29 protein-coding genes and 3 pseudogenes are annotated in these 19,770 nt (G+C 66.6%); 24 read left to right on the forward strand and 8 right to left on the reverse strand.

Annotated features, from left to right (window positions below):
* The first annotated feature begins 30 nt into the window (after nucleotides 1-30).
* Complete coding sequence (locus tag J2X34_RS23530) at nucleotides 31-489, forward strand: peroxiredoxin (RefSeq protein ID WP_174910623.1); 459 nt, start codon at nucleotides 31-33, stop codon at nucleotides 487-489.
* A gap of 6 nt (nucleotides 490-495) precedes the next feature.
* Here the strand turns inward: J2X34_RS23530 and J2X34_RS23535 are convergent, their stop codons facing one another.
* On the reverse strand, nucleotides 496-1,263 hold the full coding sequence (locus tag J2X34_RS23535; protein ID WP_429519938.1) for a dioxygenase family protein: 768 nt from the start codon (nucleotides 1,261-1,263) through the stop codon (nucleotides 496-498).
* A gap of 150 nt (nucleotides 1,264-1,413) precedes the next feature.
* On the opposite strand from J2X34_RS23535, the gene J2X34_RS23540 reads away from it, so the two are divergent.
* From J2X34_RS23540 to J2X34_RS23550, 3 genes are all read left to right on the forward strand, one after another.
* Complete coding sequence (locus J2X34_RS23540) at nucleotides 1,414-1,908, forward strand: MarR family winged helix-turn-helix transcriptional regulator (RefSeq protein WP_114722880.1); 495 nt, start codon at nucleotides 1,414-1,416, stop codon at nucleotides 1,906-1,908.
* A gap of 25 nt (nucleotides 1,909-1,933) precedes the next feature.
* Nucleotides 1,934-2,722, forward strand: a complete 789-nt coding sequence (locus J2X34_RS23545) for a helix-turn-helix domain-containing protein (protein WP_429519928.1) — start codon at nucleotides 1,934-1,936, stop codon at nucleotides 2,720-2,722.
* 73 nt (nucleotides 2,723-2,795) lie between these two features.
* Nucleotides 2,796-3,533, forward strand: a complete 738-nt coding sequence (locus tag J2X34_RS23550) for a transglutaminase-like domain-containing protein (RefSeq protein ID WP_181818835.1) — start codon at nucleotides 2,796-2,798, stop codon at nucleotides 3,531-3,533.
* Between the two features lie 8 nt (nucleotides 3,534-3,541).
* Here J2X34_RS23550 and J2X34_RS23555 read toward each other — a convergent pair whose 3' ends face one another.
* Nucleotides 3,542-3,721: a tautomerase family protein gene (locus tag J2X34_RS23555; protein WP_114722808.1), complete on the reverse strand. Its 180-nt coding sequence runs from the start codon at nucleotides 3,719-3,721 to the stop codon at nucleotides 3,542-3,544.
* A 57-nt stretch (nucleotides 3,722-3,778) separates the two neighbouring features.
* On the opposite strand from J2X34_RS23555, the gene J2X34_RS23560 reads away from it, so the two are divergent.
* Nucleotides 3,779-3,928: a hypothetical protein gene (locus J2X34_RS23560; protein ID WP_174910631.1), complete on the forward strand. Its 150-nt coding sequence runs from the start codon at nucleotides 3,779-3,781 to the stop codon at nucleotides 3,926-3,928.
* A gap of 32 nt (nucleotides 3,929-3,960) precedes the next feature.
* Nucleotides 3,961-5,028, forward strand: a pseudogene (locus J2X34_RS23565) (NAD-dependent epimerase/dehydratase family protein).
* A gap of 507 nt (nucleotides 5,029-5,535) precedes the next feature.
* Here J2X34_RS23565 and J2X34_RS23570 read toward each other — a convergent pair.
* The 4 genes from J2X34_RS23570 to J2X34_RS23585 all read right to left on the reverse strand — a co-directional run bounded on the left by J2X34_RS23570 (nucleotide 5,536) and on the right by J2X34_RS23585 (nucleotide 8,084).
* Nucleotides 5,536-6,015: a DUF6098 family protein gene (locus J2X34_RS23570; RefSeq protein ID WP_254622522.1), complete on the reverse strand. Its 480-nt coding sequence runs from the start codon at nucleotides 6,013-6,015 to the stop codon at nucleotides 5,536-5,538.
* 514 nt (nucleotides 6,016-6,529) lie between these two features.
* Nucleotides 6,530-7,006: a DUF4383 domain-containing protein gene (locus J2X34_RS23575; RefSeq protein WP_114722807.1), complete on the reverse strand. Its 477-nt coding sequence runs from the start codon at nucleotides 7,004-7,006 to the stop codon at nucleotides 6,530-6,532.
* 225 nt (nucleotides 7,007-7,231) lie between these two features.
* Complete coding sequence (locus J2X34_RS23580) at nucleotides 7,232-7,582, reverse strand: hypothetical protein (RefSeq protein ID WP_181818834.1); 351 nt, start codon at nucleotides 7,580-7,582, stop codon at nucleotides 7,232-7,234.
* Nucleotides 7,583-7,814: 232 nt separating this feature from the next.
* The gene (locus J2X34_RS23585) at nucleotides 7,815-8,084 is read right to left on the reverse strand and encodes a hypothetical protein (RefSeq protein WP_397484732.1); all 270 of its coding nucleotides are present in this window, start codon (nucleotides 8,082-8,084) and stop codon (nucleotides 7,815-7,817) included.
* 145 nt (nucleotides 8,085-8,229) lie between these two features.
* Here J2X34_RS23585 and J2X34_RS23590 point away from each other — a divergent pair.
* A pseudogene (locus J2X34_RS23590) lies at nucleotides 8,230-8,839 on the forward strand (flavodoxin family protein).
* Between the two features lie 435 nt (nucleotides 8,840-9,274).
* On the opposite strand, the gene J2X34_RS23595 reads toward J2X34_RS23590, so the two are convergent.
* Entirely contained in the window at nucleotides 9,275-9,535 is a 261-nt protein-coding gene (locus tag J2X34_RS23595; protein WP_147283540.1) for a DUF6480 family protein, read from the reverse strand.
* A 162-nt stretch (nucleotides 9,536-9,697) separates the two neighbouring features.
* On the opposite strand from J2X34_RS23595, the gene J2X34_RS23600 reads away from it, so the two are divergent.
* The 12 genes from J2X34_RS23600 to J2X34_RS23655 all read left to right on the forward strand — a co-directional run bounded on the left by J2X34_RS23600 (nucleotide 9,698) and on the right by J2X34_RS23655 (nucleotide 16,771).
* A complete protein-coding gene (locus J2X34_RS23600; protein WP_429519929.1) occupies nucleotides 9,698-10,456 on the forward strand; it encodes a hypothetical protein in 759 nt (252 codons plus the stop codon).
* A 143-nt stretch (nucleotides 10,457-10,599) separates the two neighbouring features.
* Nucleotides 10,600-11,400, forward strand: a complete 801-nt coding sequence (locus tag J2X34_RS23605; RefSeq protein WP_429519930.1) for an SRPBCC family protein — start codon at nucleotides 10,600-10,602, stop codon at nucleotides 11,398-11,400.
* 7 nt (nucleotides 11,401-11,407) lie between these two features.
* On the forward strand, nucleotides 11,408-11,806 hold the full coding sequence (gene gvpJ, locus J2X34_RS23610; RefSeq protein WP_114722803.1) for a gas vesicle protein GvpJ: 399 nt from the start codon (nucleotides 11,408-11,410) through the stop codon (nucleotides 11,804-11,806).
* Nucleotides 11,803-12,585, forward strand: a complete 783-nt coding sequence (locus J2X34_RS23615; protein ID WP_114722802.1) for a GvpL/GvpF family gas vesicle protein — start codon at nucleotides 11,803-11,805, stop codon at nucleotides 12,583-12,585. Before gvpJ (J2X34_RS23610) ends, J2X34_RS23615 begins: the two co-directional genes overlap by 4 nt.
* Nucleotide 12,586: 1 nt before the next feature.
* Nucleotides 12,587-12,847 carry a gas vesicle protein GvpG gene (locus J2X34_RS23620; RefSeq protein WP_114722801.1) on the forward strand — a complete coding sequence of 87 codons (261 nt, stop codon included), beginning with the start codon at nucleotides 12,587-12,589 and terminating at the stop codon, nucleotides 12,845-12,847.
* The gene (gene gvpO / locus J2X34_RS23625) at nucleotides 12,844-13,143 is read left to right on the forward strand and encodes a gas vesicle protein GvpO (RefSeq protein WP_114722800.1); all 300 of its coding nucleotides are present in this window, start codon (nucleotides 12,844-12,846) and stop codon (nucleotides 13,141-13,143) included. Before J2X34_RS23620 ends, gvpO begins: the two co-directional genes overlap by 4 nt.
* A complete protein-coding gene (locus J2X34_RS23630; protein ID WP_174910639.1) occupies nucleotides 13,140-13,556 on the forward strand; it encodes a gas vesicle protein in 417 nt (138 codons plus the stop codon). Before gvpO ends, J2X34_RS23630 begins: the two co-directional genes overlap by 4 nt.
* Entirely contained in the window at nucleotides 13,546-14,325 is a 780-nt protein-coding gene (locus tag J2X34_RS23635) for a GvpL/GvpF family gas vesicle protein (RefSeq protein WP_429519931.1), read from the forward strand. The genes J2X34_RS23630 and J2X34_RS23635 overlap by 11 nt, the downstream gene beginning before the upstream one ends.
* Nucleotides 14,322-14,519 (forward strand): gas vesicle protein GvpJ, encoded by a 198-nt coding sequence (gene gvpJ, locus J2X34_RS23640; protein WP_114722797.1) that lies wholly within the window; start codon nucleotides 14,322-14,324, stop codon nucleotides 14,517-14,519. The genes J2X34_RS23635 and gvpJ (J2X34_RS23640) overlap by 4 nt, the downstream gene beginning before the upstream one ends.
* Before the next feature lie 62 nt (nucleotides 14,520-14,581).
* Nucleotides 14,582-14,857 (forward strand): gas vesicle protein K, encoded by a 276-nt coding sequence (locus tag J2X34_RS23645; RefSeq protein WP_254623001.1) that lies wholly within the window; start codon nucleotides 14,582-14,584, stop codon nucleotides 14,855-14,857.
* Between the two features lie 697 nt (nucleotides 14,858-15,554).
* A complete protein-coding gene (locus J2X34_RS23650) occupies nucleotides 15,555-15,995 on the forward strand; it encodes an ATP-binding protein (RefSeq protein WP_114722795.1) in 441 nt (146 codons plus the stop codon).
* A gap of 47 nt (nucleotides 15,996-16,042) precedes the next feature.
* Nucleotides 16,043-16,771 (forward strand): SigB/SigF/SigG family RNA polymerase sigma factor, encoded by a 729-nt coding sequence (locus J2X34_RS23655; RefSeq protein ID WP_429519939.1) that lies wholly within the window; start codon nucleotides 16,043-16,045, stop codon nucleotides 16,769-16,771.
* 26 nt (nucleotides 16,772-16,797) lie between these two features.
* Here J2X34_RS23655 and J2X34_RS23660 read toward each other — a convergent pair whose 3' ends face one another.
* Nucleotides 16,798-17,064, reverse strand: coding sequence for a hypothetical protein (locus J2X34_RS23660; RefSeq protein WP_397484731.1), 267 nt, complete (start codon nucleotides 17,062-17,064; stop codon nucleotides 16,798-16,800).
* 250 nt (nucleotides 17,065-17,314) lie between these two features.
* Here J2X34_RS23660 and J2X34_RS23665 point away from each other — a divergent pair, with 250 nt between their 5' ends.
* From J2X34_RS23665 to J2X34_RS23685, 5 genes and pseudogenes are all read left to right on the forward strand, one after another.
* Nucleotides 17,315-17,746, forward strand: coding sequence for an STAS domain-containing protein (locus J2X34_RS23665; protein ID WP_114722792.1), 432 nt, complete (start codon nucleotides 17,315-17,317; stop codon nucleotides 17,744-17,746).
* A gap of 696 nt (nucleotides 17,747-18,442) precedes the next feature.
* Entirely contained in the window at nucleotides 18,443-18,922 is a 480-nt protein-coding gene (locus J2X34_RS23670; RefSeq protein ID WP_429519932.1) for a CinA family protein, read from the forward strand.
* Between the two features lie 177 nt (nucleotides 18,923-19,099).
* On the forward strand, nucleotides 19,100-19,285 hold the full coding sequence (locus J2X34_RS23675) for a hypothetical protein (protein WP_429519940.1): 186 nt from the start codon (nucleotides 19,100-19,102) through the stop codon (nucleotides 19,283-19,285).
* Nucleotides 19,286-19,353: 68 nt separating this feature from the next.
* Entirely contained in the window at nucleotides 19,354-19,599 is a 246-nt protein-coding gene (locus J2X34_RS23680; RefSeq protein ID WP_114722790.1) for a microaggregate-binding protein 1, read from the forward strand.
* Nucleotides 19,600-19,603: 4 nt separating this feature from the next.
* Nucleotides 19,604-19,759 (forward strand): annotated as a pseudogene (locus tag J2X34_RS23685) (HemK2/MTQ2 family protein methyltransferase); the annotation flags it as partial.
* Nucleotides 19,760-19,770: the final 11 nt, after the last annotated feature.

The following is a 19,770-nucleotide window of genomic DNA, read 5'->3' on the forward strand; positions in this document are numbered from 1 at the left end:
CGCCCGCGCCCGCGGGTAGCGTCGGCGCCCATGAAGCCCGGTGAGCTCGCGCCCGAATTCGACCTGCCCGACCAGGACGGGACACGTCGGACGCTGACGTCGCTGCTCGCCGGCGGACCGCTCGTGCTGTTCTTCTACCCGGCCGCATCGACACCCGTGTGCACCGCCGAGGCCTGCCACTTCCGGGATCTGTCCGCCGACTTCGCCGCCGCGGGGGCCGTCGTGGCCGGCATCAGCCGGGACACCGTCGACAAGCAGGCGAGCTTCTCCCGCGCGCAGTCGTTCGGTTACCCGCTGCTCGCCGACGTCGACGGCACCGTCGCCGAGCGGTTCGGCGTCAAGCGCGGACTGCTCGGCAAGATCACGCCGGTCAAGCGGACCACGTTCGTCATCGACACCGACCGCACCGTACTCGAGGTGATCGCGAGCGAGGTGCGGCCGAACCTGCACGCCGACCGGGCACTCGAGCTCGTCCGCAGCCGGGCCTGACGCCCGTCAGGCCACCTGGATCGACCGCTTCGCCAGGCCCATCCAGAAGCCGTCGATGATCTGTTGCGGCGTCTGCTCCGGGTCGTTCGATGCACCCAGGGTGACGAACAGCGGAGCGAAGTGCTCGATCGTCGGGTGCGCATACGGGATTCCGGGCGCCTGCGCGCGGAAGTCGATCAGGGCGTCGACGTCGCCGGCTGCCAACCGCTCCCCCGCCCACGCGTCGAACTCGGCCGACCAGCCGGGGGCCGTCGCCTCCGGCGAGGGGTCCCGCAGGAACGGCAGCCCGTGCGTCGTGAAGCCGGAACCGACGATCAGCACACCCTGCTCGCGCAGCGGGCGCAGACGCCGCCCGAGTTCGAGCAGTCGTTGCGGGTCGAGGGTCGGCATCGAGATCTGCAGGACCGGCACGTCCGCGTCCGGATACATGACCGTCAGCGGCACGTACGCGCCGTGATCGAGGCCGCGATCCGGCTGGTGGTAGACCGGTTCGTTGTCCGGCATGAGCGCGGCGACCTGGCGGGCCAGTTCCGGCGCACCGGGCGAGGCGTAGGTCACCTCATAGAACCGGCGCGGGAATCCGCCGAAGTCGTAGACGAGCGGCGTTCCGGTCTCGATTGCGCCGATGGTGAGCGGCGCCGATTCCCAGTGGGCCGAGACGACGAGGATCGCCGTGGGACGCGGCAGGTCGGACGACCACTGCGTGAGCTCGCGGACCCACCGCTCACTGTCGACCAGCGGGGGCGCGCCGTGGCTGAGGAAGATCGCAGGCATGACGGTCACATGAACTCCTTTGTTGAAGCTTCAAGTTAACATGTGACTCAACGCGCCCGGTCATCTGCTATTCCCCGACCAGCGGGCCGCGGCGGACGTTTGACACGCTGGTACCCGAACACCGACTTTCAGCGATCGGAGAACGACCCGATGGGCGCGCAGGACAACACCGAGACCACGTGGCTCACCGGAGCCCAGCAGGACGCGTGGCGAACCCTCGTCTCCCTCGTCACGAGACTGCCCGCAGCGCTGGACACCCAACTGCAGCGGGACTCCGACCTGACGCATTTCGAGTACTTCGTCCTCGCCGTGCTGTCGGAGGCACCGGACCGGCGGCTGCGACTGTCGGAACTGGCGCAGCAGGCCAACGCCTCGCTCTCGCGCCTCTCGCACGTCGTCACGCGATTGGAGAAGCGGGGCTGGGCGCGCCGCGAGACCGTCACCGGCACGCGGGGCGCGTTCGCGGTCCTGACCGACGAGGGTTACGCGAAGGTGGTCGAGGCCGCGCCCGGACACGTCGACACCGTGCAGGCGCTGGTGTTCGAGGGACTCGATTCCGCCCAGGTGGCCCAGCTGTCGTCGCTGGGCAAGGCGCTCGTCGATCAACTCGACAAGGGCATCGCCGCGGGCACCGGCAAGGCCTAGGGCAGGCCACACGACGCTCGCGGCCATGTCGATGAAGAAGACGGCGCCTGCGCACCTCCCGTGGGGCGGCCTGCTCACGTTGACGCCCGGGGCGGTTCTCTACCGTGGTGCCGGCGGTGACGCCGATCTGCACGCGCACCACGCCGTTCAGGTGATGATCTCCCTGGACGAACCCTTCGTCCTCGAGTTCGAAGACGACCACCATCACACCGCCGCCGCGATCCTTCCGAGCGGTGCACCACACCGGCTCCACTGCACCTCGCGCCGCCTGCTCCTGATCCTCGTCGAGCCGTTCGGGCCGCGTGGTCGTGGCCTCGGCCTCATCGGTGAGCGAAGCCGCGGCCAGGAGTTCGAGGCCGTGCTCGAGCGCATCGCCACCGAGCACGCCGACGACGCGGACCCCGTGACCGCCGTCGACAGCCTGGTTCGGGCCATCACCCCGGAAACGCCACAGCGGCCCGCCCGGCTGTCCGAACCGGTGCGCGCGGCACTGCGGTACCTGGAGCAGACCCCCGGTATACAGCCCACGCTCGCGCGCGCGGCCGCCGAGGCGCACCTTTCCCCCTCGCGGTTGACCCACCTGTTCACGCTCGAAGTGGGCATCCCGTTCCGACGCTACGCACTGTGGGTCCGTCTGCGGACCGTGACCGAGCGAGTGACGTTCGGAGACAACCTGACTCAGGCCGCCGTGGCGGCCGGGTTCAGCGACTCCTCGCACCTCAGCCGGGTGTTCAAGAGCAATTTCGGCCTGAGCCCGTCGGCCCTTCTGGGCATGACGGTCGACCGCGATGCGTGGCCGGAGGGCACCTCCTGACCGGGGGCGCTCGCGGGGAAAGTCAGCCGCAACGTTCAAGTCTTCCAATGCCCTCTCCGCATACGTTCGGGTCATGGACGTTCGACTGCAACCCACCCCCCTCCTCGACTACGACCACCCTTCGATTCAGGCGCTGATCGCACAGCGCGGATGGCGCGATCTGCCCCACGGAATCCGCATCGGCGCGGTCTACGACTTCGTCAGGGACGAGATCGGCTTCGGGTACAACTCATCCGACGCACTGGCAGCCTCCGAGGTGCTCGCAGACGGCTACGGCCAGTGCAACACCAAAACCACGCTCTTGATGACCCTACTGCGGGCCGTCGGCGTGCCCTGTCGGTTCCACGGGGCGACCATCGACAAGAGTCTGCAGAAGGGCGTCCTCGACGGAATTCTCTACCGTCTGGCGCCTCGGGACATCCTCCACAGTTGGGCGGAGGTCCGGTTCGAAGACCGGTGGGTCGAGCTGGAGGGCGTCATCCTGGATGCCGACTACCTGACCGGACTACGCGACACGGTCGCGTCGGGCGGCGCATTCCTCGGCTTCGGTGCAGGGACCGAGGACATCGGTGACCCGCCGGTCGCGTGGACCGGCACCGATACTGCGATTCAGAAGACCGGAGTGAACCGCGATCTCGGCACGCACGACGATCCGGACGCGTTCTACCGAAAGCACGGGACCAACCTCAGCGGAATCCGAAACCTGCTGTACCAGCGGGTTATCCGGCACGTAATGAACCGTAGGGTCGCTTCGCTCCGCGGTTGCGCCTCGCTCCCGAGAAGCGAGGCGTCGGCGCCTGACGGGTCCTGAGCGCGAGATCAGCCCAGCGGTTCGCCTCCGACGCCCCAGTGCTCGCGCGGCACCTCGGTGATGGTGACCCACACCGAGGAGGCGTTCTTGCCGGTCGCCTCGGCATACGCCTCGGTGACGGCGGCGATGGTCTCGCGCTTCTGCTCGGCGGTGAGTCCCGGCGTCTGGCTGATCTGAATCAACGGCATGCCGGAGATTGTGTCAAACGCCGGGCACGCAGAAGCAGGCGCGACCGCGAATGTTTGGTGCTGCACGCCGTGCTGGCGGGCGACGAGGACAGCTGGGGATTCATCGTCCAGGGGATCAAGGCGAAAGCTCAGGAGTTCCTTCCCCATCGGGACCAGTACACCCTCTCCCGACCGATCCGCTCCGGGTGCAACGTCGTCGGCGCATGATTACCGACGACGGAAGCGGGTAATTCCCGACCATGGATACCGATCGGGCTCTGCGGGTGGTCGTCATCGGCGCGACGGGAAACGTCGGCACCAGCGTCGTCGAAGCGCTGAGCGCTGCCGGGCACATCGGGGAGATCGTCGGCGCCGCCCGGCGTCCGACCGAGTTGGCCTACCCGAAAACGAGATTCGTGGTGGCCGATACCACCACCGACGACATCCGCGGCCTCGTTCGCGGCGCCGACGTCGTCATCCATCTCGCGTGGCTCTTTCAGCCCACTCACAGGCCCGAAGTCACCTGGAACAACAACGTCCTGGGCGCCATCCGTGTATTCGAGGCGGTCGCCGACGAGCGCGTGCCGGCGCTGGTCTACGTGTCGTCGGTCGCTGCCTATTCACCCGACCCGTCGGACCGCGCGGTGGCAGAGGACTGGCCCACGCACGGCTGGCCGGGCGCCGCATACCCCATGGAGAAGGCCTACCTCGAGCGTTGGCTCGACGCGGAGGAACTCCGCCATCCGGAGACGCGAGTGGTCCGGATTCGCCCGTGCTTCTTGTTCAAGCGGCGGTCGGCCACCGAGCAGCGCTGATTGTTCGCCGGGCCTCTGGTACCGGGCAGTCTGGTTCGCCGCGGCCTGGTTCCCGCAGTCCCGCTGGTCGATGGGCTGAACGCCCAGGTCCTGCACACGAGCGACGCCGCGACGTCGATCGTCCAGGCGGCACTTCGCCCGGTCCGGGGCGCCTTCAACCTGGCGTCGATGCCGGCTGTCGACGGTCGGTACCTCGCGGAACTTCTCGGCGCTCGCCCGGTTCCGATACCGCGCCGCGCGCTGCGACTCGCGACGTCACCGGCGTGGCACCTTCGGGTGCTCCCCGCCTCCCCCGGACTGCTCGACACCGTCCTCCAGCTGCCACTGTTGGACAGCACGCGGGCCGAAACCGAACTCGACTGGCAGCCGCGGTTCACTCCGCGGGAGACTCTCGAGACCTTCCTCGGCGGACTCCGGTCGGGTGCGGGCCTTCCGACTCCCCCATTGGCCGGCGATTCCGTCTCACGCCGACTGCACGAACTGTCGACGGGAACGGGACAGCGGGACGACTGAGACGGACGCCGGACGCCGGCGTCACGGGCAGGCCGGTGTGACGATGTGGTAGATCTGCTCGGCCTGATCCTGCGACGGCTCGGCCCCCCTTGTTGGCCGCCATCACACGAATCTTCTCGGTCACCTGCTCTTCACTGATTCCGTTGGCGAGGTCGTTGCACGATGCGATGACGATGTTCTCGATGCTGTCGTCGTCGCGGTCCTCCGAGAGATCCGAGTAGCCGGTTCGGAACGCGACCACGAACGCATCGAGCTTCGCCTGATCGAAGGTCCCCAATTGTTCGGTCGATGTGACCGACGTGGGGGTGGATTCGTCGGTCTCGTTCTCCCGTGGTCACCGGCATCTCCATCGACGTCTGCATCGTCGTGTCGGTGCTGTCGTCGTTGTCGTCTCCGCGCGCCCGTCAGCGTGAGTACGGCGCCCGCACCTACCAGTGCGGTGGCGATGATCTTCTTCATCGGAATTGCCTTCCAACTCGGGGACTGCGTATGGGATCCGGCCGAGTCCTACTGCTCGGATCGAGTGGACGGGAAGAACTGCTGCTCGTACAGGCGGGCCGCCTCCTCGAGTACCGCGGGGTGGATTCGCGCCAAGGGACGGAAATGCGTGACGAGTGGTTCCAGATCCAGACTGTGACCGATGACGGTGCCGGTCAGCAGCCAGGCAAAGCAGTCCGACTCCGGGCTCTGTCGACCGCGAGCCTGTTCGCCGAGACCACAACAGCGGTGGAGGCGTCGTGCCATCCACTCCTCGGCCGACCCGGGCCACCACGGTTCGGGCGCAAGGGGTGTCACGACCAGTCCCGGCATGTCGATTCCCGATTCCCGGTCCCGGCTCCGGCAGTCGGCGGCATCGCGGGCGGGACCGGTCGAGTAGCGCAGGAAGATGCCGTGGGTCGACGCCGTGAGGGCGACCAGTTCGGCCAATGTCGTGATGGCGACGAGCGGCGCCCCCGGCGGCTCCCGATTCGAAACCGCGCCGCTCACGACGGTGCCCTCCGAACCCGCACCTGCACGAAGACCTCCCGATACTCTTCCGTCGACGACGGCCACGGTCCGTATACCCGGACGGACGCGCGCCCAACCATCTATCCCGTCAGTCTCCCGGACCCGGCAGTCCCGCACGGCGCCCTGTCGGCGACTCGCGCACGTTTCACTTCCGAGCGCCTCGGGAATGCACCGTCAATTGCATTCGCTCGGCGATGCACCGAGCATCTCGCCTCGTGGGCGGTGACACGACGCACACGGTGGGCGTCGCGGCACCCGAGCCGGCCGAGCAGCTCAGGCTTCCATTCACGAAGGCGTACTCGGTCGCCCACCTGGCGTGGGGCTTCCAGCCGACGCATCGGCGTCGAGCAGTCCACGTGTCCTCGACTTGGCCGAGGGGATGGTCGACCGCGCCGGCACCGGCAGCGCCGTTCTCGCGGACCGGTCGGTATTCGAGCGGTTGACGTCAGCGCTCAGGCGGGTCCCCGTCGGGCTCAGGAAGCCGACCTGATGGTCAGTCCACGCGCCTCGACGCCGGTTCCGCGTTCCGGGTCTCTAACGGTGGGAGAAACCCGCCGATGAGGATCATCACCACAGCGAGGCCCAGGTGGAGCCAGTTGTCGGCGTCGTTGACCGGAAGGAAATTGGCGGCGTCGTCTCGGTTGATCGAAACGCCGTAAATCCACACAGCGAAGTAGACGACTCCGCCGCCGATCAGATAGACCCGGGCGAGCCCGATGCTGCGTGCCATCAGGATTCCGGCCACACCGAAAGCGAGATGTACGACGTTGTGCAGTACCGATACCTCGAAGATTCCTAGCAGTTTCGCATCCGAGTGATGACCCGCCCACGTCATCGTGTCGTAGTCGGTCGTGATTCCGGGAATGAAGCCCAGGATTCCGACGACGAGGAACACGACGCCGAACACCAGAGCCACCACCTCCGTCGCCGAGCGCTTCCGAGCAGATGTCCGCCGAGGGTCGCTGGACATGTCCCACCCCTTCCGTTTCGAGTCGGTCACTTGCCGAATACCCGCGATCGCCGAAGGTCAACCGCGGCCACGCCCGAGACATCCGTGTGTCGCGAGTCCGGCGAATGGGTACTCGACATGCACGAGGAACTCCGCCGCCCGACGGATATCGAGGAGGCAGTCATGACGCAGCGACCGGGCGAACATCTGGGCGAGGAACCACAGTCCGAACGAGGAGCCCCGGGTTCACGCGACACCGGAGCCGACGACCCCAGCGCAGGCGAGCATCGACGCGAGGGCGCCTTCGAGGACGAATCCACGATCTCGTCGGGTGAACCGGGCTGGCAGGCGTCCCCGGATGCCGGGGGGCACGGATCGTCTTCCGACGAGGCCGCCGTGCCCCCGTACGACGATCGCCAGAGGGAGGCGAAGTCCGCCGAGCACATGCGTGCACGCGCCGGAGATCCCGACGGCAGCGGTGAGGCACAGCGAAGCGGCGTGGAACACGAACAGCCGTCCACGTCCGACGAAGGGGTGGGGCCGGCGCATCAGGCGGGTACCCGACGTGGAGAGGATCACCCGCCAGAAACAACTCACCCTGAGAAGTAGCCCTCCGGAGCGAAGGCACGGTCAGGAGCTACAGCTGATGGAGATACTGGTCATCGTCGCACTCGTGGTGATCGTCGCCGCGGTCAACGTGCGCTGGTGATATCGCAGGCGCCAGGGCAACTCGCCGACGTCGGAAGCCGGTACAGCAGAGGGCAAGACCCGGCAGATGAACGACGTGCACCGCGAACGCCGGCACGACGACTCGTGAGCGACTCGGCCATTACCATCGTCCGATTCCCCGGTAGGAGAATCCGCAGGCAGCCAGTGCGGCGGCGTCGAGAGTTTCGCGCGTCGATGAGGCGGCCATCACGGCGGTCACCTCCGGCACGTCGGCGCCCATCGCGGTGCACAGGTCGGCGAGTTCGTTCGTGCGGGACGCCTTCACCGCCATGAAACCGTTGCACGCGTACTTCGACAGTTCGGCGCTCGCCCAGTCGGTACGGAAGACGGGAACGGGAACCGAGCTGTACAGGGATAGGCAGAGAACCACGACGTCACCATCGGCAAGAACGTCGAGTCCGGTGTCGAATTGAGCTGTCCCGTAACGTAATCCCGTACTGCGAAACGCCGTCAACACCGACCTTGCGGATTCCCTGCCGCATGCATGAGATCGCCGAACAGGGGTATTCGTGGTCATGACAGAACCGACCGCACTCGCCCTCGTCTGTACGCTCAAACCCTCCCCCGGACCGTCGAGCAGCGATCTGATCGCCCGTCAGGTCCTGGGGGAACTCGAGAAGAACGGCATCTCGGGCCGAACGATCCGGGTCGTGGACCACCACGTCGCTCCCGGGGTCGAGAAGGACAGTGGGAGGGGGCGACGAGTGGCCGGCCCTGCGGCGCGCGGTCCTCGAATCCGACATCGTGCTGATCTCGACGCCCACGTGGCTGGGGCAGATGTCGAGCGTCGCGAAGCGGGTTCTCGAGCGCCTCGACGCCGAACTCTCGGAAACGGACGACGACGGACGTCCCGTCCTGTTCGACAAGGTCGCAACCGCTGCCGTCGTCGGGAACGAGGACGGCGCGCACGCCATCGTCGCTAGCCTGTTCCAGGCACTGAACGACATCGGCTTCTCCGTGCCCGCCCAGGGGTGCACGTACTGGAACGGTGAGGCGATGACTCCCGGGGACTACAACGATCTGGACGAGGTGCCCGACGCAGTGGCCTCGACGAACTCGACTCTGGCCGCCAACGCGGCACACCTCGCGCGAGCGCTGCGGGAGAAACGGTATCCGGCGACGTGAGCGAGTCGGTCGAACTGCCCCGCAGCAGCGCCGACGAGCCGGGCACCTGCAGGCGTGCGGCACTTGCGCGGCGCCGCCAGGAGTGACCGCCCGGGCTGGTGCCGGTCGCTCGGTCGATAGGGCGGGGCCGGCCCTGGGAGGATCGCTTCCTCGCGGACCGGGACACAGACGGATGGCACGACCTGCGAGCGAACGACGTCGGCGAGCGCTTCCACGAGTTTCTCGGCGACCAGTTCACCCCCCAAAAAAGAAGACCTGCGCACGTCACGCCGAGGCACAGGCCATGCGGGCGGTCGCGACCGAACTCGGCAATACTCCGGCGGTGGCCCGCGCGTCGTACGTCGACCCGTGAAGCTACTCGGTTCGTGCGAGGAACAGGCTGCATCCTGACGCGCTCGTACTCTTCCGACCCCGGGTAAGCCGCGTCGTCACGCGTCACCAGACGCCGGTGGCCATCAGGATCAGTGCGATCGCCACCGCAACGAAGACCACCACGATGAGAGCGACCACGATGATCGTGGCCGTGCCGGTCACCGGGAATCCGTGGCGCGTGTCGGGTTCGTGCTCCCACACCCCCGAGGTTCCGCCCGACGCGGGCGGCGTCGACCCAGCGGGCACACCTCCTCCGCCCGACTCCAGGTCCGGTGTGTTGCGGGGGTCGGGGTCGGGTCCGTCGGCTGCACGTGGATCGGTCATCTCGCCCTCCTGGTCGCTTCTCATGCGAGTACCCGCTGGGGCCGCAAGTCATTCGCCGCGACCCGGTACAGGTACGCGATTTCGCGATCCGTGTTTGCGCGGGTGCCGAAGCGGCTATCCGATCACGTGGAGCGTGTCGATCCGGGCCGGTGGGGTCCGGGCATGTCCCTCCCCTGTACGAAGGAACCGGTCATGAAAGGTGGCATGCGAGTCGCCCTCGGTGTCGCGGTCGGCTATTTCCTCGGCCGAACCCGCAAGATGAAGGTCGCGCTGATGCTCGCCGGCGCGGGAGCGACGGGGCGTCTGCCCAGTAATTCTCGCGAATTGGTTCGCGAGGGAATCAAACGGCTCGGCGACTCGGCGGAGGTCGGGAAACTCACCGAGAGCGTCCGCGGCGAACTCACGGATGCGGCGAAACGCGCGGCGGTTGCCGCCGCGAGCAACCGGATCGAGGCCCTCACCAATCGCATCGAGGGCGTCGAATCAGGCGTGGGCGAGGGCGTCGGCAAGGTGGGCGGGGACGTCGGCGACACCGTCGGCAAGGTCGGCGAGGGACTCCTCGGCGGCGAGGAAGCGCGCGGCGACGAGGAAGAGGAGCACGGAGAGCCGGACGAGAAGGACGAGAAGGACGAGAAGGACACCGAAGCATCCGAATCCGCGGCGTCGAAGTCCCGGTCCGAGCGACCGCCCGCCCCTCGGCAGCGCAGGAAGCGCACAGAGCCCGAGGACGACACGGGCGGCGACGACCAGGGCGAGGGGCGGGAGGACGCAGAGTCTCGTCGCCGGTCCGCCGCCTCACGGACCTCGCCTTCGCGGCGCAGCACGCCGCGCACGCGTAAGGACTCCGAGCCCAAGTCGCGTACACGTGCACGGTCCACGACGTCCGCCGACGACGCACCCGTGCGACGTACCGGGAGGTGAGAGCTATGACTGCAACCAAAGAGGGGACTGACGAGCAGGGGCCCGCGGTCGGCGCGGAGCAACTCAAGTCGTCCCTGCAGCATCTCGTCGGCGCCGTCGCCCAGAAGGGGGTCAAGTCGCTGACCGATACCGTCTCTTCGACGGTGGGGAACCTCGACCAGTTCAGCGAGAGCGGTGGCAGTGGAGGTCTCGCGTCCGCCGTGACGGGGCTCGCCCAGGGAGAATCCCCCGCAAAAGTGGCGCTCAAGGCGGGCATGTCGTCCGTGACGGGGAAGATCAAGGATAAGGGACGCGACCTCAAGGAAGCCCTCACGGGAGGCGGCAAAGGAAAAGGCAAGGGCAAGAAGGACAAGATCACCAACATCGTCGAACAGATCGACATCGGAGCACCCGTCGACCTGGTGTACGACCAGTGGACGCAGTTCGCCGACTTCCCCCGGTTCATGAAGAAGCTCGAACAGGTGGAACAGATCTCCGACGAGAAGCTGAGATGGAAGGCTCAGGTCTTCTGGTCCCACCGGTCGTGGGAGTCCACCATCCTCGAACAGGTCCAGGACGAACGAATCGTCTGGCGCTCGAAAGGCGACAAGGGGTACCTGGACGGCGCGGTCACCTTCCACGAACTCACCCCCGACCTCACCAGGGTGCTGGTCGTGATCGAGTACCACCCGCAAGGCTTCTTCGAGAAGACCGGAAACATCTGGCGCGCCCAGGGACGCCGAATCCGATTGGAACTCAAACACTTCCGACGCCAGGTCATGATACAGACACTCCTTCATCCGGAGGAGATCGAGGGCTGGCACGGGGAGATCCACGACGGCGAGGTGGTACCGGAAGAGGACCTCGAGGAGGGCCCCGAAGACGACGTAGAGGAACCCGACGAGAGCGAGGACGAGGAGCCGGACGACGGCGAGGAAGCGGAATCCGGGTCCCGGGAGGAGTGATCGGAAGATGACCATGGTTCAAGGAGGCGGTGGCGCGGGCGGCCCGAGTTCCCAGAGCCTCGCGGACGTCGTGGACACGATCCTCGACAAGGGCCTCGTAATCGACGCCTACGTTCGACTATCCCTCGTGGGCATCGAACTCGTCACCATCGATGCACGCGTCGTGGTCGCCAGTGTCGACACGTACCTACGGTTCGCGGAGGCAGTCAATCGTCTGGAGATCTCGGAGACCCAGCCGAAGGGCCTGCCAGACATGGTGCAGGACATGACCACGGGCGTGGCGGAAGGGAAGACGAAGGGTGCCATCGAGGCGGCCGGCGAGAAGGTACTCGACTTTCTCGGCGGTTCCCAGGACGAGCGCGAGCAGCAGCATCGCGGACACTCCGGCGGAGGCAAGGAGCGATGAACGAAGAACAATCCGCGCCGGAAGAACGGCGCCCGGTGGTGTACGTGTACGGCTTGGTGCCCGCGGACGTGGAAGTGAAAGAGGACGCCACCGGCATCGGCTCGCCACCCCGGCCACTGAAGATCGTGACGCACGACGACGTCGCCGCACTGGTCAGCGAGATCGATCCGAATTCACCGTTGGGCAGCTCCGACGATCTTCGAGCCCACGCGGCTGTACTCGACGCCACGGTCACGGCGGCACCGGTGCTGCCGTTGCGCTTCGGTGCGGTGCTCACCGATACCGATGCAGTGGTTTCCGAGCTTCTCGAACAGTATCGAGACGAGTTCCACGACGCGCTCGAGCAACTCGAGGGAATGGTTCAGTTCGTCGTCAAGGGCAGGTACGTCGAGGACGCGATCCTGCGGGAGATCTTGTCGGATGACCCCGAGGCCGGACGCCTGCGCGAGGCCATACGCGACCAGACGGAGGACGTGACCCGCGACGAGCGCCTCGCGCTCGGTGAGCTGATCAGCCGGGCACTCACCGGCAAACGTGAGCAGGACACCCAACGCATCGTCGAGGCGGTCGAACCGGTCGCCGCGGCCGTGTCGGCGCGCGAGCCGACCGACGACGAGGAGGCCGGTTCCGTAGCCGTGCTGATCCCCGCGGACCGGACGGACGAGTTGGAAGAAGCGGTGGCTCCGCTGATCGACGAATGGCAGGGAAGGATCGACGTTACGGTGACCGGTCCGTTGGCCGCATACGACTTCGTGAAGACACGGGCACCGGGAACTTGACATGGGCCTCTTCTCAGCCATCTTCGGGCTCCCACTGGCCCCGGTCCGGGGCGTGGTGTGGATCGGGGAAGTCGTACGCCGTCAGGTCGAGGAGGAGACGACGAGCCCCGCCGCGATGCGCCGCGACCTCGAGGTGATCGAGGAGGGCCGGCGTTCGGGGCAGATGTCGGAGGACGAAGCCGCCCGTGCCGAGGACGAGATCCTTCACCGGGTCACGCGCCCCAGGGACGTCGACGCCCGTGGCGGGGGGAGTGAACGATGACCGGGCCGCGAGATCCGGACGACCACACCGACTTGACCGCACCGGAGGCGGCCGCCGAGGCCGCTCGGCAGATCGCCGCACTCACCGGTCGGACCCCGATCGGAGCGGTGTCCGTCGCGCCGAGCGACGAAGGGTGGTCCGTCGAGGTGGAGGTCGTCGAGGATCGCCGTATCCCGTCGTCCTCCGACGTCCTGGCCATCTACGTCGTCGTCCTCGACATGGACGGAATGCTGCTGTCCTACCGGAGGAGCCGGCAGTACACGCGCGGTCGCTCCGAGAAGGGTGCTCAACAGTGACGAGGTCGAGCGGCGGATCGAACTACCCGCAGCAGTACAGCCAGGGTCTCGGCGGCGCGGGCCACGAGCCGGCCAACCTCGGCGACATCCTCGAACGGGTCCTGGACAAGGGCATCGTGATCGCCGGCGATATTCGGGTCAATCTCCTCGACATCGAACTGCTGACCATCAAGCTGCGCCTGGTGATCGCGTCGCTCGAAACTGCGCGCGAGGTCGGAATCGACTGGTGGGAACACGATCCGTGGCTGTCGGGAGGCAATCGCGACCTGGAACTCGAGAACGAGCGTCTGCGCTCGCGCATCGCAGCTCTCGAGTCCGGCGAGGGGCGGATCGCGGATGTGACGACCGGCCCGCAACAGGCGGTGGAACCGGCCGAATCCCCCGCCGAGGAGGAGCACGACGATGACCCCTGACGACGGCGTGTGGGTATACGCGGTGACCACGGAGGGGCCGTTTCCCGGCGGAATCTCCGGCATCCGCGGCGTGGCCGGCGAGGAACTGCGCACGGTCACCGAGTCGGGCTTCGCGGCTGTCGTCGGCACAGTGCGACTCGACACGTTCGGCGAGGAGGCGCTGCGCCGCAATCTGGAAGACCTCGACTGGCTTGCCGAGACGGCACGTCGTCACGATGCGGTCGTCGCCGCGATCTGCGCCGGTGGCGCCACCGTGCCGCTGCGCCTGGCGACGGTGTACTTCGACGACGACCGGGTGCGAACGATGTTGCGCGACAACGCCCAGCAGCTCGGTGAGGCATTGGAACAGATCACCGATCGCTCCGAATGGGGCGTGCGGTCCTATCTCGATCGCGCCCGCCCCGAATCGCGGGACGCACGTGAGAAGACCGGCAGACCTTCCGGGACGGCGTATCTGATGCAGCGGCGCGCGCAGGCGGCCGCCCGGGAGGAAGCCGAATCCGCCGCCGGCCGGCGCGCGGACGAGATCTTCGCCGAGCTGTCGCGGTGGGCGGTGGCCGGCGCCCGACAGCCACCCTCTCCCCCGGATCTGTCCTCGCGCCGCTCCCAGGAAATCCTCAATGCATCGTTCCTGGTCGACAACGAGCACCACCGCGAGTTCGTCACTGCCGTCGAGCAACTCGACACTCGGTTCGACGACGTGGAACTGGTGCTCACCGGTCCCTGGCCGCCGTACTCCTTCACCTCCGTGGAGGCGAGCGCCCGATGAGCACCGCCCCGGACCGTCGGATAGCGCTGGTCGATCTCCTGGACCGCGTCCTCGGCGGAGGCGTCGTGGTCGCGGGCGAGATCACCCTCTCGATCGCCGACGTCGACATGGTGCACATCTCGCTCCGCACGCTCGTGTCGTCGGTCAGTGCGCTGACGCCGCCGCCCGCCGGGACGCCGGAGAGCCGACGGTGAACGCATCGCCCGATGGTCCGGATTCGAGCGAGGCCGCCACGTCGCGTCCTCGCCAGCCGTCGATCCGCCAGCGGATCGACGCCGACCCCGAGTCGGTCGAGCGCGGGCTCGTCGCTCTGGTCCTCACGCTCGTCGAACTGCTGCGGCAACTCATGGAACGGCAGGCGCTGCGCCGGGTGGACGCCGGCGATCTCTCCGACGACCAGATCGAACGCATCGGCACCACTCTGATGATGCTCGAGGAGAAGATGGAGGAGCTGCGTGAGCATTTCGGCCTCGAACCGGAGGATCTCAACATCGATCTGGGCCCTCTTGGTCCGCTACTGGCAGACGACTGATCTGCCGCAGAGTTTCCCGACGTCACCGTCCTGCGGTTGCCGCGGAAGTGGCGTTCTGCGACGGCGACACGGTGTGGCAGCCCGGGGCTCTCGCCACCCGCCGCGGACGTCCTCGATCGGTACCCAGGACTGGACACGGTCACCGGCCGGCGCCTCGTGGAACCGACACTCGCGGAGGACCCACTGACACCGGAACTGCGCAGTTCTCCTGTTGTCGGCCCCGAGTCGATGCCCGGCCCGCCGATCCTGGGCATCATGCCGGGCCTGACGATGATCCGCCGCCGTGCCATTCCTGGAGGTCGGTCCGTTGCTGGCGCGAGGACGTCACCCTCCACCACCGGCCCCTCGACGGCGCGGATAAGTCCCGTGGGGTGGGAATCGGTGAGATGTCCCGCATTTGCCTATCCATAGAGTTTGAGATCCCGGTCGAACGATGGAGGCTGTACGGTGGTCCGGCCGTCGTACTGGGTGATCAGCACGCGCCCTGCCGGGATTCGCGCGCGCGTCGGTGCGGCCTTGCCGCGCATCCGTGTCTGGACACGGTCGAGCCGCATGACGTGTGCAGTGCCGTGGATTCCCTGTGTGACTCCTCCCTGGATTTCTTCCAGTGCCCCGGAGTTTGGAATCGACGCACCGCGGGAATCCTCCGATCGAAGCCCGGATCCACCTGTCACGCCCAGTTTCGAAGCGAGGCGTCATGAGCGAAGCGTGTCTCTCCACGAGACGAAGCGAGGACTCCGCGCCTGTCATCGAGTTACGCACCGCGGCCGACGCCTACCAACTGGCCGCGATTCGGCGCGTATCCACGTCGTTGGCAGCGCAATGCGACATGACACTCGACCAACTCGCCGATCTGCGGCTTGCTGTCGACGAGGCCTGCAGCACCCTGCTGCGAATCGCACTTCCCGACAGCGTCATCGTCTGCACGTTTCGCGTGAGTGCCGATTCGTTCGACTTCGCCGGTTGCGTCCCCACCACCGGCGCTGAACTGGAAGGGAAGTACGAGCAGACGTTCGGTTGGCATGTCCTTCGTACGCTCACCAACGAACTGGCTCTCGATCGGCATCCCGGCACTGGAGACGGCCGGTCCCCCACCATCACCATCTCGTTCGCGATGCGGTGCGGGGAGAGCGTGTGACACCCCGAACAACCGATCGGCCGGACGAGTACGACGACGTGAAGCCGATGTTCATGTTGTTGGAATCGCTGGGCGAATCGGACCCAGCACGCGCAGAACTGCGGCAGAGGATCATTACGCGCTGCCTTCCGCTTGCCGAGCACATCGCCCGGCGTTTCGACCGACGGGGTGAGCCCCTCGAGGACCTGGTGCAGGTCGCCAGCATCGGCCTCGTCAACGCCGTGGACCGCTACGACGTCACTCGTGGCTCGGACTTCCTCGCCTTTGCAGTGCCCACGATCATGGGGGAGGTCCGACGTCACTTCCGTGACACCGGCTGGGCCGTGCGGGTGCCCCGGCGACTGAAGGAGCTTCATCTCGACCTGATCAAGGTGTCGTCGACTCTGTCCCAGCGGCTAGGGCGCTCGCCGACGACCCGCGAGATGGCCGAAGAACTCGGGATCGGGATCGACGATGTCGCTCAGGGCCTGCAGGCCGCCAACGGTTATCAAGCCCTTTCTGTCGACGGGACCGCTGGTGGCAGTCTCAAATCAGGATCGACGCTGGCTGATCTGTTGGGCGACACCGATTCGTACCTCGCCGCGGTCGAGGATCACGAAACGCTGCGGGTCATCCTCGAAGGGTTACCGGACCGGGAACGCACGGTGCTGTTGCTCCGGTTCTTCGGCGATCAGACGCAGTCGCAGATCGCGGCCCGCGTGGGTGTCTCCCAGATGCACGTCTCCAGGATCCTCTCCGATACGCTGGCCAGACTACGTGCACAGGTGGAGCTATAGTGCCGTCAGTCAGATAGTGCCGTCAGTCAGCCACCGGACAGTCTGCTGGCCAGCAACTCCTTGCTCTGCTCGGCACCTTTCCTGCTCTCACTCTGGGCGCGGCGGAAGAACTCCGCCAGTTCTCCGTCACCGTCGCGTTCGGCATCGGCGATGTAGTTCTCGAGCCGGAGGGCGTTGTTCATGCAGGTCTCGGCGAACCAGATCAGATCGTAGGTCTTGTCGACGGTCCCGGTGACGCCTCCGGTCTCCGATGAATGCGACATCTGCTCGTCTCCTCGTTCGATGTTCCTCATGGCATGGCGTACCCACTTCACGACGCCGGAAACCTGATGCCGGCAGTCCCGACGCGATGCGCCAGGCTGTACACGAGGACGAGTCGGTGTTAGAAACAAGAGAGGTTGAGCACCCAGCCTGTCCAGCAACGGTGACGGACATTTCTGGCCGTCATGGAACGGACGTCTCGACCGAGTTCCACACGAGGCGCCATCCAACACGTTTGCACCGGATGGAGGCAACGACGTGTCTGATCTTCCAACTTCGGCAATGGTCATCCTTCGCGCATCGGCAAGGAGATACGAGACCGCTTCGGATAGCGTCACGGCATCGGATCCGACGGCCCTGCTGGTCGAACTCTTGGTCGACTTGGACCTCAGCACGGTAGACCGCTTCCGGCGGTCGTTCAAATCTTTGCTTCACGAAGCGTCAGGAGCCAGACCGGCGATCGGCGATCTGATCGTGCTCGACCTCTCCCGGGTCGACTTCATCGGAGTCGACGGCGCTTCGGCTCTGGTCGACGCGAAGGAGTTGGCCGCCGGATACGGTCTCGAGCTCGCGCTCGTCACTGCGACGCGGGGCGTCGAGCATGCTCTCGCTGCAACCGGGGTGAGCCAGATCTTCACGTGTCACGGGACCGTCGCGTCGGCCCTGGCGTTCGGGTCGAGCCATCTCGGCGCGCTGACCGACTTGGCGTACTGATCGCGCGGGTGGATGGAGACATCCAGATGCAAGACGACACCGTTCGCCCCACTGCGTGAGCGTTTCGAGGACCACCGAGATTCTCCAGGATCTGTCCCACGTCTTGGACATACGACGACCGGGCCACGGCTCGGCGGCACGTTGCAGACAGGGCCGTCCGAATCGTCCCCGGAGCGGACATCCCGGATCGTGCCCAGAGCAGCGGACACCGCCTGCCGGTATGACGCTGATGGCACTGGCGCTTTCCGGCCGGACCCACCAAGAGGCGAGCGTCGAACTCAAGTCGTTAGTCGGCAGCTTCTGGACAAGACCGTGCCCGTCAGGGTGGTTGAGCGCGACGGCCACAAGTACAACCAATACTGTTACACGACAAGCGCTTCCAGATACCCCGGCAGAAGCGGTGGTACGACGGGAACACTCCGGGACCACCCCGAGAAGCCGCGGAGTGACTGGGGCTCGTCGTCGAGTCGTGCACCTGCGCCCGACCGGGGACGCCGTCGGTGTCGCAGACCAGGGAGATCAGCGCGGACGACGGGACCTTCCGTATTGGCTGCTTGTTAGCCCGCCAAGGAGGCTCCGTCGAATCTCGAGAGTCGGCGTCGGCGTCGGCGTCGGCGTCGGCGTCGGCGAGAACATCATGGGACCTTGTTCACAGGGACGCCCACTACCGTCCCAGCAAGGAGGTATAACCGAGCAATGGCGATCCCTCATAACGACGGCGGCGCGCTGGCAGATGAAGTCTCCGACCTCGCACAGAAGGCCGGGCGAACGGTCGGCACTGCCGAATCTCTGACCGGGGGACACATTTCGTGCCTCCTCGCCGCCGCTCCAAGCTCGTCCGCCTGGTTCCGCGGCACCATCGTCGCCTACTCGAGTGCCGTCAAGCACGATCTGCTCGAGGTGCCGACTGGACCGGTCGTCTCGGAACGCGCGGCACGCAGCATGGCGGTGGCTACCGCAAAGCTCCTGAACGCCGACACCGTGGTCGCAGTGACGGGCGCCGCCGGCCCCGACGGGCAGGACGGCCAGGAGCCCGGGACTGTGTGGTTCGGGCTCTTCGACCGCGGATCCGTCAGCGCACTGCAGAAATCCTTCACGGGCAATCCGACCGACGTCGTCGAGTTGACCGCTCACCACGCACTCGAATTGCTCGTGAACTGCCTTCGTGCCGGATGAGGATTATTGGAGCGCCCGCCTCCATCAGTGCCGACCCCCGCGGGTCGCCGTCGGTGAGGAGCGGGAGGATGTCCTCGCCCCAGCGATTCACGCTGGATTGACCCATCCTGAACTGGATCGGCTCTACACGGTGCCGCCACGTCGCGCCTGCTGCACCAGCTTCGCACCCGGTGCCCCGTGGGCCTCCAGGTCGCGCTGGGCCTCACCCTGGTCGCTGCCGGCTACGGCTTCGCAGGCTGGGCATGGATCGCCGGGATCATTTGTGGTGGCGCTCTGCTGGTGGGGACGGCGCTCGTGCTCGCTGAGGATCGACGCGTCAAGCGACTGGACAACGCCTCACTCACCGATCAACTGGGCCACTGATCGATGTTTGCCCGCGGACCCGACCGGGTAAATGCTGGGCGAATCGTATCCGTTGAAAGGAGATCGTCATGTCGGACAAGGAAAAGTCGGGTCCTGCAGAGGCAGTCAAAGGCACTGTCGAGGGCGTGAAAGGCAAGGCCAAGGAAGCCGCCGGCGCCGTGACGGGTCAGGACGACCTTGTGCGGGAAGGAAAAGCGCAGCAGGACAAGGCCGCCGCCCAACGGGAAGCGGCCGAAAAGGAAGCTGAGGCGGAGAAGGCGCGCGGAAAGGCTGCGGCTCAGGAGGCACACCAGCGCACCGAACAGGATAAGTAGCGCGATGACGTCGGACGTGACATCGCGCGGAACGGGTGAGCCGATTCGTCCGCGCAAGCCGACTCCCCGCAGGTTCTGGCGTCTGTCCGGCGTCTATCCGTCACAGTCCGATACCCACCTTCTCGCACGCACGTTGCTCGCAGAAGCGATCGAACCCGGTACCCGCGTTCT

It is taken from the genome of Rhodococcus sp. BE178 (genome assembly GCF_050433545.1).
Classification (GTDB): domain Bacteria; phylum Actinomycetota; class Actinomycetes; order Mycobacteriales; family Mycobacteriaceae; genus Prescottella.

Bases quoted from the DNA above. Each gene is read 5' to 3' on its own strand.
- J2X34_RS23635 (WP_429519931.1), top strand. From the start codon at position 13,546: ATGACCCCTGACGACGGCGTGTGGGTATACGCGGTGACCACGGAGGGG.
- J2X34_RS23670 (WP_429519932.1), top strand. From the start codon at position 18,443: ATGGCGATCCCTCATAACGACGGCGGCGCGCTGGCAGATGAAGTCTCC.
- J2X34_RS23655 (WP_429519939.1), top strand. From the start codon at position 16,043: ATGTTCATGTTGTTGGAATCGCTGGGCGAATCGGACCCAGCACGCGCA.
- J2X34_RS23620 (WP_114722801.1), top strand. From the start codon at position 12,587: ATGGGCCTCTTCTCAGCCATCTTCGGGCTCCCACTGGCCCCGGTCCGG.
- J2X34_RS23600 (WP_429519929.1), top strand. From the start codon at position 9,698: ATGTCCCTCCCCTGTACGAAGGAACCGGTCATGAAAGGTGGCATGCGA.
- J2X34_RS23555 (WP_114722808.1), bottom strand. From the start codon at position 3,721: ATGCCGTTGATTCAGATCAGCCAGACGCCGGGACTCACCGCCGAGCAG.
- J2X34_RS23575 (WP_114722807.1), bottom strand. From the start codon at position 7,006: ATGTCCAGCGACCCTCGGCGGACATCTGCTCGGAAGCGCTCGGCGACG.
- J2X34_RS23665 (WP_114722792.1), top strand. From the start codon at position 17,315: ATGGTCATCCTTCGCGCATCGGCAAGGAGATACGAGACCGCTTCGGAT.
- J2X34_RS23595 (WP_147283540.1), bottom strand. From the start codon at position 9,535: ATGACCGATCCACGTGCAGCCGACGGACCCGACCCCGACCCCCGCAAC.
- gvpJ (WP_114722797.1), top strand. From the start codon at position 14,322: ATGAGCACCGCCCCGGACCGTCGGATAGCGCTGGTCGATCTCCTGGAC.
- gvpO (WP_114722800.1), top strand. From the start codon at position 12,844: ATGACCGGGCCGCGAGATCCGGACGACCACACCGACTTGACCGCACCG.
- J2X34_RS23615 (WP_114722802.1), top strand. From the start codon at position 11,803: ATGAACGAAGAACAATCCGCGCCGGAAGAACGGCGCCCGGTGGTGTAC.
- J2X34_RS23550 (WP_181818835.1), top strand. From the start codon at position 2,796: ATGGACGTTCGACTGCAACCCACCCCCCTCCTCGACTACGACCACCCT.
- gvpJ (WP_114722803.1), top strand. From the start codon at position 11,408: ATGACCATGGTTCAAGGAGGCGGTGGCGCGGGCGGCCCGAGTTCCCAG.
- J2X34_RS23680 (WP_114722790.1), top strand. From the start codon at position 19,354: ATGTCGGACAAGGAAAAGTCGGGTCCTGCAGAGGCAGTCAAAGGCACT.
- J2X34_RS23650 (WP_114722795.1), top strand. From the start codon at position 15,555: ATGAGCGAAGCGTGTCTCTCCACGAGACGAAGCGAGGACTCCGCGCCT.
- J2X34_RS23660 (WP_397484731.1), bottom strand. From the start codon at position 17,064: ATGAGGAACATCGAACGAGGAGACGAGCAGATGTCGCATTCATCGGAG.
- J2X34_RS23535 (WP_429519938.1), bottom strand. From the start codon at position 1,263: ATGCCTGCGATCTTCCTCAGCCACGGCGCGCCCCCGCTGGTCGACAGT.
- J2X34_RS23530 (WP_174910623.1), top strand. From the start codon at position 31: ATGAAGCCCGGTGAGCTCGCGCCCGAATTCGACCTGCCCGACCAGGAC.
- J2X34_RS23540 (WP_114722880.1), top strand. From the start codon at position 1,414: ATGGGCGCGCAGGACAACACCGAGACCACGTGGCTCACCGGAGCCCAG.
- J2X34_RS23545 (WP_429519928.1), top strand. From the start codon at position 1,934: ATGTCGATGAAGAAGACGGCGCCTGCGCACCTCCCGTGGGGCGGCCTG.